Source organism: Ruegeria sp. R13_0, from assembly GCF_017743995.1.
GTDB lineage: Bacteria > Pseudomonadota > Alphaproteobacteria > Rhodobacterales > Rhodobacteraceae > Ruegeria.
Map to the genome: position 1 here is coordinate 229,582 of NZ_JAGHRB010000001.1, position 14,121 is coordinate 243,702.

Annotated in this window: 12 protein-coding genes; 6 read left to right on the forward strand and 6 right to left on the reverse strand. The window is 58.9% G+C overall.

The window, feature by feature from the left end:
- Positions 1-2 precede the first annotated feature (2 nt).
- Entirely contained in the window at positions 3-1,286 is a 1,284-nt protein-coding gene (locus tag J7394_RS01095) for a cytochrome-c peroxidase (protein WP_209250364.1), read from the forward strand.
- Here J7394_RS01095 and J7394_RS01100 read toward each other — a convergent pair.
- Positions 1,280-2,791 (reverse strand): CRTAC1 family protein, encoded by a 1,512-nt coding sequence (locus tag J7394_RS01100; protein ID WP_209250365.1) that lies wholly within the window; start codon positions 2,789-2,791, stop codon positions 1,280-1,282. The two genes, J7394_RS01095 and J7394_RS01100, sit on opposite strands and share 7 nt — an antisense overlap.
- On the reverse strand, positions 2,781-3,998 hold the full coding sequence (locus J7394_RS01105; protein WP_209250366.1) for an ROK family transcriptional regulator: 1,218 nt from the start codon (positions 3,996-3,998) through the stop codon (positions 2,781-2,783). The genes J7394_RS01100 and J7394_RS01105 overlap by 11 nt, the downstream gene beginning before the upstream one ends.
- Positions 3,999-4,150: 152 nt before the next feature.
- On the opposite strand from J7394_RS01105, the gene xylF reads away from it, so the two are divergent.
- From xylF to xylA, 4 genes are all read left to right on the forward strand, one after another.
- Entirely contained in the window at positions 4,151-5,170 is a 1,020-nt protein-coding gene (gene xylF / locus J7394_RS01110; protein WP_170642309.1) for a D-xylose ABC transporter substrate-binding protein, read from the forward strand.
- A gap of 66 nt (positions 5,171-5,236) precedes the next feature.
- Complete coding sequence (locus J7394_RS01115) at positions 5,237-6,535, forward strand: sugar ABC transporter permease (protein ID WP_209250367.1); 1,299 nt, start codon at positions 5,237-5,239, stop codon at positions 6,533-6,535.
- Complete coding sequence (locus tag J7394_RS01120) at positions 6,535-7,332, forward strand: ATP-binding cassette domain-containing protein (RefSeq protein WP_170470561.1); 798 nt, start codon at positions 6,535-6,537, stop codon at positions 7,330-7,332. The genes J7394_RS01115 and J7394_RS01120 overlap by 1 nt, the downstream gene beginning before the upstream one ends.
- A 9-nt stretch (positions 7,333-7,341) precedes the next feature.
- Positions 7,342-8,649, forward strand: a complete 1,308-nt coding sequence (gene xylA, locus J7394_RS01125; RefSeq protein WP_209250368.1) for a xylose isomerase — start codon at positions 7,342-7,344, stop codon at positions 8,647-8,649.
- A gap of 74 nt (positions 8,650-8,723) precedes the next feature.
- On the opposite strand, the gene J7394_RS01130 is transcribed toward xylA, so the two are convergent.
- The 4 genes from J7394_RS01130 to J7394_RS01145 form a co-directional block, all read right to left on the reverse strand.
- The gene (locus tag J7394_RS01130) at positions 8,724-9,149 is read right to left on the reverse strand and encodes a VOC family protein (protein WP_209250369.1); all 426 of its coding nucleotides are present in this window, start codon (positions 9,147-9,149) and stop codon (positions 8,724-8,726) included.
- A 111-nt stretch (positions 9,150-9,260) separates the two neighbouring features.
- The gene (locus tag J7394_RS01135; RefSeq protein WP_170376212.1) at positions 9,261-10,301 is read right to left on the reverse strand and encodes a TRAP transporter substrate-binding protein; all 1,041 of its coding nucleotides are present in this window, start codon (positions 10,299-10,301) and stop codon (positions 9,261-9,263) included.
- A gap of 65 nt (positions 10,302-10,366) precedes the next feature.
- The gene (locus tag J7394_RS01140) at positions 10,367-11,695 is read right to left on the reverse strand and encodes a TRAP transporter large permease subunit (RefSeq protein WP_209250371.1); all 1,329 of its coding nucleotides are present in this window, start codon (positions 11,693-11,695) and stop codon (positions 10,367-10,369) included.
- Complete coding sequence (locus J7394_RS01145; protein WP_170376848.1) at positions 11,692-12,252, reverse strand: TRAP transporter small permease subunit; 561 nt, start codon at positions 12,250-12,252, stop codon at positions 11,692-11,694. Before J7394_RS01145 ends, J7394_RS01140 begins: the two co-directional genes overlap by 4 nt.
- 314 nt (positions 12,253-12,566) lie before the next feature.
- Between J7394_RS01145 and J7394_RS01150 the strand changes: the two genes are divergently transcribed.
- Complete coding sequence (locus J7394_RS01150) at positions 12,567-13,970, forward strand: MATE family efflux transporter (protein ID WP_247747987.1); 1,404 nt, start codon at positions 12,567-12,569, stop codon at positions 13,968-13,970.
- The last annotated feature ends 151 nt before the right edge of the window (positions 13,971-14,121 follow it).

Consider the following 14,121-nt stretch of genomic DNA (forward strand, 5'->3'; position numbering starts at 1 on the left):
GCATGAGGGTAATTTCGGCGATTGGAATGATGGGATTGGCCTCAGCCGCACAGGCGCTAGAGCTTGGCCCACCTCCCGAATTCGCCGAACCCGATCTGACCGTTGTCGAGCTGGGGCAGTTGCTGTTTTACGATCCGATCCTGTCGGGAAATCGCAACATCAGCTGCGGGTCATGTCACCATCCGCGCCTGGGCACATCCGACGGGTTGTCTCTGGGTGTGGGCGAGGGCGGCATCGGGCTGGGCGTGACACGTGCGCTGGACCCCGAAAACCGACCAGAGCAGCGCATTCCTCGTAATTCTCCAGGCCTTTGGAACCTCGGCGCGGACGAGTTCACGGTCTTCTTCCATGACGGGCGGCTTGAGGCTGACGCGAGCCGCCCCAACGGCATCCGCACTCCGCTGGGAACCCATATGCGGCCGGGGTTCAAATCCGCCCTCGCGGCGCAGGCCATGTTCCCGGTTCTGTCGCCGGACGAGATGGCCGGGCATTACTCCGAGAATGAAATCAGCAAAGCGGTGCGCCTGGGTCTGCTGACGCAAGAGGGCGGGGCCTGGGACCTGATCGCCGCGCGTGTCGCAGCCATTCCCGAATATCGGACACGGTTCGAAGACGCACAGCCGGGGGAGGAGATCACCTTTACGACGATTGCCAACGTCATAGCTGATTTCATTGCCTTCGAATGGCGGGCCGACAACAGCCTTTTTGATCAGGCGATGCGCGGAGAAGCCGAGCTGCCGCCCGAGGCGCAGGCAGGGTTGGATCTGTTTTACGGCGAGGCGGGGTGTAGTTCCTGCCATTCCGGATGGCTCCAGACAGACCATAGCTTCCACGCCATCGCCATGCCTCAGATCGGGCCGGGGAAGGGTGCGCGGTTCGAAAGTCACGTGCGTGACGATGGTCGCATGCGGGTGACCGGAGAGGCCGACGATGCCTTTGCCTTCCGTACACCGTCACTGCGCAACGTGACCCTGACCGCGCCTTATGGTCATAGCGGTGCCTATGCCGAGTTGGAGGATGTGGTGCGTCACCACCTTGATCCTGTAGGGTCGCTGCAGCGGTATTCGCTGGAACAAGCACGTCTGCCCGATTTTCCGGGCGCCGATGATCAGCGGGCTTTGGTTGAAACGACCGAGGCCATCGCTGCTGCCAATAGCCTGGAGCCGGTTGCGTTGAGCGACGATGAGGTCGACGCGATCCTCAGTTTTTTGAACACCCTTGAAGACCCGGCCCTAAGGCTTGGTGTTCCCGAAACCGTTCCCAGCGGGCTGCCTGTGGATCAGTGATCGAGGCGGATGATCTGGTTGGCGTCATACGCCTGCCAGTCGCCTGTGGAACCATCCGGCCAGATCATCCGCAGCTCGACTGCCTCAGCCTGTCCCAATCCGAAATGATGCAGGCCTGACGTGCCCCCGGCATGGCCGCCGCCAATGGTGATTTCGCGGGTCTGAAAGCCGGAGGGCATTCGCATCTCGATAAACCCGCCCACCGCAGCACGGTTAGAGGTGTTCTGAGAAACATCGACAAGAACCCAGTTTCCAGCGGTGGTTGTGTTCTGGTGAACCTCCAACGGCGCGCCTCGGTTGACGACGACCAAATCCAGTTGGCCATCATTGTTCAGATCAACCAAAGCGCCGCCGCGCGACTTGGCCATTGAGGCCACACCCGCCTTGGCGGCGGCTTCGACAAAGGAGCCATCAGGCTGTTGCAGCATCAGGTTATTCGGGTCGTTCAAGGCCGCGACAGGCATCTGTTCGACATTTCCCTTGGTCACGAAAATATCGTCCAGCCCGTCGTTGTTGGCGTCTCCGAATTGCGCGTGCCATCCCGTCGAAGGTCGCCCGTCGCCGCCGACATGCGGCCTGTGCGCGGTGGTGCCTTTCTCATAGGTCGCGTCGCGCCAGGTCGGGCTGTCCTCGGATGGGTCAAACACCTGAAACTTCTGGTCGCCCATCGACGTCAGGTAGACGTCGGAGAACCCGTCACCCGTGAGATCGCGCGAAGCAATCCCCATTCCCCAGATCGAGTAGGGCAGCCATCCGTCGTCCTCGGTGTACAGCCGCGGTTCAGCCTCCATCGCCCAGAGCTGCTCCTGCCCCCCGCGCACATAGTAGTGGCGATCATTGCTGACCCGCAGGTCCGCCCGACCCGTGCGCGCCCAGTCGGAAAACAGGATCGACAGAGAGCAATAGCCCGGTTCGAGTGGCACCGGCGCGGCGTAACCTGATCCTTTGGGACGATAGAGGAGCGTCGGACCGCAGGTCTCGAACGGACCCTCGGGGTCATAGCGGTCGACATAGGTTCCGAAGGCCAGCGTTGGCAGCGTCTCGCCATCCTCCCACGTGGCCGAGAAACCGGTGGTCCAATGATCATCCGACTGAAAATTCAGATCGGCAAAAGGGGTAAACTGGCAGTCGGGTTGGCCTCGCAACAAAAGATCCTCACCAACCCTCAGAACCGCCAGATCCTGAAAGCCGTCGCTGTCGATATCCAGTGGATAAGCCCCGGTCACTCCGGTCAGTGACAGCGCCTCTGGCGTGTCGACGCGGAAAGAGAGATCGCCGCCCGAGGTGTTGCGAAACAGCTGCGACGGGTTTGATCCACCTGCGGCGAAGAGGTCGGGCAGGCTGTCGCCGTTGCAGTCGAACACCGCAACGCCTCCGCCCACGAAATGTTCCCACCCGCCGTCGTAGACATGTTCGGCAACCTCGATCTGTTGAAAGCTTGGTGCGGGCTGATCGGCCGCAACAGCTGTGGCGCTTGCCAGTAGGAGGGCGCACTCACGATGCATGGGTCGGCATCTCGCGTATCTTCAAGGTTGAGACCTGTTCGATGGCATAGGCAATGGCGCCTTTGGCCCACATGGTGTCATCCCACTGGTTGACTTTGATGTCGGGCAGGGGGGCATCGACGTGGACGACCCCCTTGCGTATCCGCTCCATCACGCTGTCGGAATAGAGGTGTTGAAAGCTGACCTGACTGCCCGAGATGATGATACATTCGGGATCGAACAGGTTGATCAGGTTCGAAACGCCCATGCCGAATACCTGCCCCGCCCGATCCAGCACGGACAAGGCATGTTGGTCACCGGACTGCGCGTGGTCATGCAGATCGGCAATGGTGATCCGGTCGCGATCCTGACCGGCAATCGAGGCCTCTCGGATCAGGGCATATTCCCCGACATAGGCTTCAAGACACCCGCGCTGGCCACATTGGCAGAGCGCGCCATCCAGTTGCACTTTGGTATGGCCAAATTCGGCCCCGCATCCGCGCTCACCCCGGTAGAGCTTGCCGTTCAGGACGATCCCTAGGCCGACGCCGTGTTCTATCGTGATGACAAGGAAGTTCCGCAGACCTTTGCCCAGTCCGAACAATTGTTCCGCCTTTGCAACAAGATTGGCGTCGTTTTCAATGAAAACAGGGCAGTCGAGCTCCTGCAGAAGAAGCGGGCCGAGGGGCACGTTCCGTTCCGACATCGATGAGGACCAATGGACAAAGTTGTGCTCGGCATCGATCAGCCCCGCGATCCCGATCGAGACCCCAGCGATGTCTGACATCGAAACGGACGCCGCCGCGCAGGCGCTTTCCAGCGCATTTCGGATGGTTCGGGCAAAGTCTAGCGGGGTCATGCAGGCCTCGACCAGCGGGTATTTGATCGACGCAATCTCAAGCCCTTCGAAATCTGCGATCAGAACCGAGACATAGTGGCGTGTGACTTTGAACCCAGCGATCAGCAATGATCCACCGTTCAACTTAAGTAAAATACGGGGCCGCCCGCGCCGAGGAGATCCAGACTGAGGGTCGCCTTCAACCTCATGGATCAGCCCCGCAGACAACAGGTCTGCCGTTGCGGTGGTGACGGTGGCGGGGCTGGTCTGCAAAGCACCCGCAATATCAATGCGCGAGATCGCTCCCTTGCGGCGGATATGCTCCAGCACGCGCAGCCGCGTTACGTTCCGCTGCTCGGTAGAGATAGAAGAGGCTTTGTTTTTCAGCATCTTGCCCTCGCGAATCCCGTCTTGGCATTCACCTTAGTCAGATTCTTATGTTAGCGGTAGCATAAATATTTTGCCGACTGAAATAAATGTGCTACTCAAATATGTGAAGTCCTCGAATCACATTGCAGGGACTCATCAAACGGGAGGAAAGCATGAAGAAATTCCTAAGCATTTCAGTCGCAGCGGCCCTTATGGGTACGGCTGCCTTTGCTGAAACCGTCGTTGGCGTCAGCTGGTCGAACTTTCAGGAAGAGCGTTGGAAGACCGACGAAGCCGCGATCAAATCCGCGCTCGAGGCCGGTGGGGCCGAGTATATCTCTGCCGATGCGCAGTCGTCTTCTGCCAAACAGCTAGCGGACATTGAAAGCCTGATCGCGCAGGGCGTGGACGCGCTGATCATCCTCGCGCAGGACTCGCAGGCGATTGGCCCGGCTGTTCAGGCGGCCGCGGACGAGGGTATCCCGGTTATCGCATATGACCGCCTGATCGAAGATGACCGTGCATTCTACCTGACATTCGACAACGTCGAAGTCGGCCGCATGCAGGCCCGCGCGGTGTTCGAAGCGATGCCAAAGGGCAACTACGTCATGATCAAGGGATCTCCGACCGACCCGAACGCGGACTTCCTGCGCGGCGGTCAGCAAGAGATCATACAGGCCGCGGTCGACAGCGGTGACGTTGTAATCGTCGGCGAAGCCTATACCGATGGCTGGCTGCCTGCGAACGCACAGCGCAACATGGAGCAGATCCTGACGGCGAACGAAAACAACGTGGACGCCGTGGTTGCGTCGAATGATGGTACTGCTGGTGGTGTTGTTGCTGCGCTGACGGCGCAGGGCATGGAAGGTATCCCTGTCTCGGGGCAGGACGGTGACCATGCCGCGCTGAACCGCGTCGCGCTGGGCACTCAAACCGTATCAGTCTGGAAAGACGCGCGTGAGCTGGGCAAAGCCGCAGGCGAGATCGCAGTCGCGCTGAGCGGTGGCACTGCTGCAGGAGATGTTGAAGGCGCGGTCAGCTGGACGTCACCCGGTGGCACTGAGATGACCTCGGTCTTCCTGGCACCCGTTCCGATCACAAAAGACAACCTCTCGGTTGTTGTGGACGCAGGCTGGATTCCGCTGGAAGACCTGTGCCAGGGCGTGGAAAACGGGCCAGCCCCCTGTAACTAAATACACATAATTCCCGGCCTGCATAGGCGGGCCGGGATCCCAATCGCTGAACATGAAAGATCGGATATGACCGAAACTTCGTCTCAGCCGGTACCCCAGAAAAGCAAGCAAAACTTGTTCCAGCAGCTTGAGCTGGACATGCGACTATTGGGTATGATCGGCGCGTTTATCGTCCTTTGCATCGGGTTCAATATCGTCACGGATGGGCGGTTCCTGACCTCTCGCAACCTGTTCAACCTGTCCATTCAGACCGTGTCGGTTGCGATCATGGCCTGTGGCATGGTGTTCATCATTGTGATGCGCCACATCGACCTGTCTGTCGGCGCCTTGCTGGCGACGACTTCCGCCGTGATGGCCATGACCCAGACCGAGCTTTTGCCAAACATGCTGGGCATGGGCCTGAACAACCCTGCCACCTGGGCGATCACTCTGGTCGTTGGGCTTGCGGTTGGAACCCTAATCGGGGCTTTTCAAGGCTGGATGATCGGGTACCTGACAATTCCCGCCTTCATCGTGACCCTCGGTGGGTTTCTGGTTTGGCGCAACGTCGCCTGGTACATGACGGATGGCCAGACCATTGGCCCGCTGGACAGCACGTTCCTGATGTTCGGCGGCACCAACGGAACGCTTGGCACAACGGCCAGCCTTCTGTTCGGCCTTGCCGCCACAGCCGCTGCGATCTGGGCGCTCTGGAGTGCGCGTCGGTCCAAGGCCGCACATGGTTTCCCGGTCAAACCCGTCTGGGCTGAAACAACGCTGGCCGGGATCATCAGCATCGCGATCATGGGCTATGTCTTCATCGTCAACAGCTACGCCATCCCGACACGCCGGCTCGAGCGTATGTTCGAAGCGCGTGGTGAGATCATGCCCGAGGGTCTGGTCGTCGGCTACGGCATCCCGATCTCGGTTCTGATCCTGATCCTGGTGGCCGTCACACTGACTGTCGTGGCCCGCAAGACCCGGTTCGGCCGCTATATCTTTGCAACCGGCGGCAACCCCGACGCGGCAGAGCTTTCGGGTATCAACACGCGCATGATGACTGTTAAGATCTTTGCCTTGATGGGTTTCTTGTGCGCGCTGTCCGCTGTTGTGGCTTCGGCCCGTCTGGCCAACCACTCGAACGACATTGGTACGCTGGATGAGCTTCGTGTAATTGCTGCAGCCGTAATTGGCGGGACCGCCCTGTCCGGTGGTCTGGGGACCATCTATGGTGCGATCCTGGGGGCCCTGATCATGCAGGCGCTGCAATCGGGGATGGCCATGGTCGGTGTGGACGCACCGTTCCAGAACATCGTCGTCGGCGCTGTGCTCGTCCTGGCTGTCTATATCGACATCGTCTATCGCAAACGTCTGGGGGCGAAATGATGCAAGCTGAAGAAACGCAGAACACAAACTCGGGTCGCGGTTCAGGCAAGCCACCTCTGGTCGAAATGAACGACATCTCGATTTCCTTCGGGGGCATCAAAGCGGTGGATCACGTGTCGGTCGACCTTTACCCCGGCGAAGTTGTGGGCCTGCTGGGCCATAACGGGGCAGGGAAGTCCACGCTGATCAAGGTGCTGTCCGGCGCCTACCAGATGGACAGCGGTGAGATCCGGATCGACGGTGAAAAAGTCGAGATCAACAACCCTCGGGACGCGCGGGCCAACAATATCGAGACGATCTATCAGACGCTCGCTTTGGCTGACAACCTCGACGCCAGCTCGAACCTATTTCTCGGGCGCGAGATGGTGACACCGATGGGCTTGGTCAACGATGCCGCGATGGAGGCCGAGTGCCGCAAGATCATGGGTCAGCTGAACCCGAACTTCCAGAAGTTCAACGACCCGGTCTCGGCCCTGTCTGGCGGTCAGCGCCAGTCGGTGGCGATTGCCCGGGCGGTGTATTTCAACGCGCGTATCTTGATCATGGATGAACCCACAGCCGCATTGGGCCCGCATGAGACCCAGATGGTTGCGGAACTGATCCAGAAGCTCAAGGCGCAGGGGATCGGGATTTTCCTGATCGACCACGACGTGCATGCTGTGATGGAACTGTGTGATCGGGCTTCGGTCATGAAGAACGGTCAATTGGTCGGAACTGTCGACATCCCCGATGTCACCGATGATGACCTGCTGTCGATGATTATTCTGGGCAAAAAGCCCGGCGAAAAGACTGAGTGAGGGAAGACAATGGCGAGTGGTTTCTTTCAAGAGATCGAAAAGATCCGGTATGAAGGCGAAGACAGCAAGAACCCGCTCGCCTTCCGTCACTACAATCCAGATGAAGTCATCATGGGCAAACGCATGGAGGATCACCTGCGTTTCGCCGTCGCATGGTGGCACTCGTTCGCCTGGGAAGGGGGCGACCCGTTTGGTGGCCCCACGCTTGAGCGCCCCTGGCATCCGCAGGATGATATGGGCCGGGCCAAGATGAAAGCCGACATCGCGTTCGAGATGTTCGATATTCTCGGGCAGCCCTATTTCTGCTGGCACGATGCGGATATCCGACCTGAACAGGGCAACTATGCGGATAACCTGAGAACTCTGGAAGAGATCACCGACTATATTGGTGAGAAAATGCAGGTCTCGGGCACCAAGCTGCTTTGGGGGACCGCCAACATGTTCAGCCATCGCCGCTGGATGGGTGGGGCCAGCACGAACCCTGATCCCGACGTGTTTGCCTTTGCGGCCGCCACGGTGAAATCCTGCATCGACGCGACCCACAAGCTGGGGGGTGAGAACTACGTCCTATGGGGCGGGCGTGAAGGCTATGAGACGTTGCTCAACACCGATATGGGGGCTGAGCTTGATCACATGGGCCGGTTCCTGAACATGGTGGTCGAGTACAAGCACAAGATCGGCTTCAAGGGCGCCATTCTGGTCGAACCCAAGCCGCAGGAGCCGTCCAAGCATCAGTATGACTACGACGCCGCAACTTGCATCGGTTTCCTTCGCAAATACGGACTTGAAGATGAGGTCAAGCTGAACCTCGAACAGGGGCACGCCATTCTGGCCGGTCACAGCTTTGAGCATGAGATCGCGACTGCCGTTGCTGAAGGCATGCTGGGTTCTATCGATATGAACCGCAACGACTATCAGTCGGGTTGGGACACGGACCAGTTCCCCAACAACACACCCGAAGTCGCCTTGGCCTACTATCACATCCTCAAGGCCGGGGGCTTCACCACGGGCGGCACCAATTTCGACGCGAAGATCCGCCGTCAGTCGATCGACGCCGAGGATCTGATCGCCGCGCATGTGGGCGGTATGGATATCTGCGCGCGCGGCTTGAAAGCGGCCGCCGCCATGATCGAAGATGGCGGGCTGGAGGCTGCGCTGGAGGATAGATACGCGGGCTGGTCGTCGGACACTGCACAATCCATGCTGTCTTCTGGTCTGGATGAGATCACGGCCCGCGTCTTGGCCGAGGATATCAACCCGCAGCCTCGCTCCGGTCAGCAGGAAATCCTCGAGAACTACGTCAACCGGTTCGTCTGAGCCGTCAGGTTTAGGCGGTTTGCGCCGCTACTCTTTCAAAGGCCCATTGCACGATCTAAGTGCGTGGGCCTTTTTTAGTCACTCGGATCGACCTGTTGATGAACCTCGATCACGTTGCCCTCGGGGTCTTGAAAGAAGACCTGATGCCATTCTTTTGCGAAGGTGGTGCCGTAGTCGGAATAGGGGATGCCGCGCTCGTCCAGCAGCTTCAGGAACGCAGGAAGGTCATCGGTACGAAAGGCAATATGGCCGCGTTCCACCGGGTTGATCACCTGACCGTTTTTGAAGGCAACGTCAAAAGCGCGTTCGGCCAGATGCATCTGCATGTGGCCCTCGGTTGCAAAGCGGATCTTGCCGTCATAACCGTTGTCCTCATCGGCCTCGGTCCGCGGGAAATTGTCCTGCGGGATATCATCCAAACCCAGCACGTTGGTGTAGAAATCGTGCATGCGATCAACATCATCGGCGACGAAGTTGATGTGGTGGAATTCCAGTTTCATGCTCTGCCCTTGCCCTGAACCTTCGGTGTCTCAGGACCTCTAGCATGTCGGTTGGTTTCTGTGGATGAAAAATTGGCAAGGCGACCCCTTTGCGCGGGGTCGCCCGTTTCTTTATTCGAAGTTGTAAGGCACGCCGGCCTGATTGATGACGCTGTTATACTCTTGGAAGATGCCGATGATCTTCTGGTGGACTTCGCCTTCCTGAGCAATCTCGTCCCAGAACTCCTTGGCCGCGTTCTCCACCTCGGCCCATTCGCCGGGTGGAACCGAGCGCAACTCCAGCTTGTCACCATTGGCCCGCAACGCCGCTTCGCCACCCCAGTACCACTGGTTCCGATAGGTGTGCCCGGCTTCGATCCCGGCCATCACGACAGATTTCAGGTGATCCGGCAGCTCGTTCCAACGCTCTTGGTTGGCGAACCACGATCCGATCCACGCGCCCGAGATGTTGTTGGTCAGGAAGTAGTCGGTCACATCAGCCCAGCCGACCGTGTAGTCTTCGGTAATACCAGACCAGGCCATGCCATCCAGCTCGCCCGTCTGAACCGCGACTTCGGCGTCCTCATAGGGGATGTTCACCGGAACCACGCCGAACTTGGCAAGGAAGCGACCAGCGGTCGGGAAGGTATAGAGCTTCAACCCATCCAGATCGGCGACCGAGGTGATTTCCTTTTTGGTGTTGAAGTTGCACGGGTCCTGACCTGCGGCGGACAGCCATTGCACACCGACCTTGGCGTATTCGTCGCGCCAGATATCAGCCAGACCGTACTGGTTAAACAGGACAGGAACGTCGAGGATGTGCTTGGTTGCGAAGGGGAAATACCCTCCAAACACGCGCAGCGGCGTGGGTGAGGCCATCGAGTCATCGTCCGAATGCACACCGTCGATTGTGCCGCGCTGAAGCGCCTGGAACAGCTCTCCGGTAGGGACGATCTGGTCGGCATAGAACAGCTCGATCTCAAGCTCGCCATTGGCGTTGGCGTTGATGTAATCGATGGCCGGTTTGGTCACATGCTCACCCAACGCACCCCCTGCGTAGGTCTGAAAGCGCCATTTGATCGGGGCCTGCGCTTTGACGATTGCGGGCGCTGCCAGTGTCGCAGGCGCGGCCAAAGCTGCAGTGCGTAAAAATCTGCGTCTTGTTGTGGTCATAGTCTTCCTCTCCTGTGCTTTTTGTTGAAATCGAACCGGTTTATCCGGCTTCTTCTCTTGTATGCTCAGTTTCCGTAGACGATGCCCGGAAGCCACAATGCAATGCCGGGGAAGGCCATCACCAATCCCAGTGCCACAGCCATCACGCAGACAAACGGGATGATTGAGCGGTAAATGTCTTTGATCGTCACCTCAGGCGGGGCCATCGCCCGCATCAGGAACAGGTTATACCCGAAAGGCGGTGTCATATAAGCAATTTGGCAGGTGATCGTGTAGAGCACGCCGTACCAGATCAGGTCAAACCCAAGCGCGCCGACCAGCGGTACGTAAAGTGGGGCCACGATGACCAGCATGGCCGTGTCATCAAGGAACGTCCCCATGAGCAGAAAGCTCAGTTGCATCAGGATCAGGATGATCCACGGGTTCAGGCCGAGTTGAACGGTAAACAGATTCTCGATTGCTTTGACCGCGCCCAGACCATCGAAGACGGCCCCAAAGGCGAGAGCGGCGAGGATGATCCACATGAACATGCAGGTGATGCCCAGCGTCTGCTTGATTGAGGTTTCAAAGACCTGCCATGTCATGCGCCGCTTCAGAACGGCCGCCAGAAAGGCCGCGATGGCACCAAGGGCCGAACTTTCCACCAGCGATGTCCAACCGTTGACAAAGGGCACCATCATCACGGCGAAAATGCCCAGAGGCAGCAGGCCAGCGCCCAGCAGGCGCATTTTTTCGCCCCATGTGACCTCTGCGCGCTCTTCCTCGCTCATCACGGGGCCAAGTGCCGGATTTATGCGGCAGCGGATGGCGATATAGATGATGAACATTGTGGCCATCATCAGACCGGGGATCACGCCGGCCAGCCAGAGTTGTCCGACGGGTTGGCGCGCGATCATGGCATAGAGGACCAACACAACCGAGGGCGGGACAAGAATGCCCAAAGACGATCCGGCCTGTATCACGCCGGTGACCATCAGCTTGTCATAGTTGCGACGTAGCAGCTCGGGCAGGGCGATGGTGGCTCCGATCGCCATACCAGCCACAGACAGCCCGTTCATGGCTGAGATCAGAACCATGAGGCCGATGGTCCCGATTGCGAGGCCCCCGGACAGGCCGCCCATCCAGACGTGGAACATCCGATAGAGGTCATCGGCAATCCGCGACTCAGACAGGATGTAGCCCATGAAGATGAACATCGGCAGGGTCAGCAGCGGATACCATCGCATCACTTTGATCGCCGCCGCAAAGCCGAGATCGTATCCTCCGCGGTCGCCCCACAGGAAGAAGGCGGCGATCACAGCGACAAAGCCAATCGCGCCAAAGACCCGCTGACCGGTCAGCAGCATCAGCATCATGGTCGAGAACATGAGCGCGGCAATCAGTTCATAGCTCACCCGCGATGCCCTCCTTCAAGGTCTTCGGGGGCCATGTGGACGGGCTCATCATCCTTTTTGCCCATGTCAAAGCCTTTGAGGCGCAGGATGTCCTTGCAGAGTTCCGATATCGCCTGAAGCAGCATCAGAAAGATGCCAATAACCATGATGGTCTTGATCGGCCAGATATAGGGCCGCCAGGCCGAGGAGGAGCGTTCTCCACCATACTGGAACGAATACATCAGGCTGTCCCAGCCACCCCAGAGCAAAAAACCGAGGTAGGTAATCAGAAACAACACGGTCAGCGCGTCGATCTGGCTTTTCTTGCGGTCCGTCCATTCACCATAGAGCAGATCCATCCGAACATTCGCGCCCATCTGCATCGCGTAAGGCCCGCCCAGCATGTAATAAGCCACCATCGCGAACTGCGCCATTTCCAGCGTCCAGAGGGACGGCACGAAGAACGTCTTGGACACCGAGGAATAGAGCAGGATCGCCATCATCACGAAGATGCCATACATGATCACGCGACCCAGCATCCGGTTGGCGCGGTCGATGAACCGCACATAAGTCATCATGGGTCCTGTCACGAGAGGCAGACTTTCAGGCGTTTGGGGTCATCAGACCGAACGCAACCATGCCGAGAGCGTTGCTGACAGCAGCGCGTGATCCGGGCAATGCATTGGTTTGATTCAGTGTTTTTGCTCACGCTGGTATCAGAACGAGATGGTTGGATTCTGTCAAGCACGGCTTCGGCTCAGGGCTTGCAAAACCGGTTTAGGTGGTGATTGCACGAAAATGGCCCGCCTTTTGGGCGAAACGAAACAGTTGACGCTGCGCTGCCATCTGAGAAGGTGACAGAACCCAAACGCTGTCGCAGAGCAGGTAGAACATGGCCAATCAATCCCAAGGCGAAGCCGTTTTCCTGAGTGGCAGCCTGATGCGACATGTCACGCGCATGTCTCTGACGACAAGCATCGGTCTGATGGCGATCTTCGCGGTCGATTTCGTCGATATGGTGTTCATCTCGATGCTTGGGAACGACGCGTTGGCTGCCGCGGTGGGATATGCTGGAACGCTGCTGTTTTTCACTAATGCAATCAATATCGGCCTGTCGATCTCGGCCGGAGCGTTAACGGCACGGGCCTTGGGGGCAGGGCGGCCGGAAGAGGCGCGAAAATATGCCTCCAGCGTGGCAACGCTGGGTCTGTGCGTTGGGCTGATAACCCCGGTGCTGGTGCTTTGGAACCTCAGCGCGTTGCTGTCGCTTTTGGGGGCCGAGGGCGAGGTGTTAAGGCTCGCCACACGCTATGTCTCGATCATTTTGCCGACCATGTGGGTGATGGCGATTGCAATGGTCGCAATGGCGGTTCTGAGGGCTCATGGGGATGCCCGGCGATCCATGATGGCCACGATCTATGGCGGTGTGGTGAACGCAGTTCTCGACCCGATCCTGATCTTTGGGGTCGGTTTGGGGTTGGAGGGTGCGGCCGTCGCATCGGTGCTGGCCCGGATCTGCATGTTGGTTGCCGCGCTTTGGCCCGCCCTGCGCGTTCACCGAGGCTTTGCCCGCCCATCGCTGCGGCAAGTCGCATCCGATCTGAAACCCGTCCGGGCCATCGCGATCCCGGCCGTGCTGACCAATGTGGCAACGCCGATCGGCAATGCCATCGTCGTGCGTGAAATCGCCGAGTACGGGACGGATGCCGTGGCCGGAATGGCCGTGATCGGGCGGCTTCTACCCGTGGCGTTCTCGGTCATCTTTGCGCTGTCGGGTGCGATCGGACCCATCGTAGGTCAGAATTATGGGGCCGAGCAGTTCACCCGTGTGCGTGAGGCCTTTCTGGCCGGTATCAAATTCACGGCGATCTACGTCCTTGGGATGGCGGCGGTCCTTTTCCTTTTGCGCGCACCAATCGCGGATTTGTTCGCGGCCGAGGGCGAGACCCGCGTGCTGATCTACCTGTTCTGCGGGCCGCTGGCGCTGGCGTCATTCTTCAACGGGGTCATCTTCGTCGCCAATGCCAGCTTCAACAATCTGGGCCACCCGGTCTATTCCACATGGATCAACTGGGGCCGCCATACTGTGGGCACTTGGGTCTTCGTCTCAATTGGATCGGCACTGGCCGGAGCGTCCGGAGTTCTTTTGGGCCAGGCTTTCGGCGGCATCATCTTCGCCGCTATCAGTTGGATTCTGGTCGGCCGCGTTGTGTCTGGCCTAGAACGCGCGCAGGAGATCGACCCGTTTGCCGATCAGAACCGCTTGCATTCCCTGTTTGGCCGTCGCGGCTGGTAGCACCAGGCAGGTGCCGGTTAACCATGGCACCGCGCTCGCCATTCGGTTCAACGATCTTTTTGTGATCGCAATGGTCGAAAAGCGAGACAACTAGCGGAGGTTCGGGGATCTGGAACGAAAGGTTGCCAGAGTGTTTTGCACGAATTGAGCT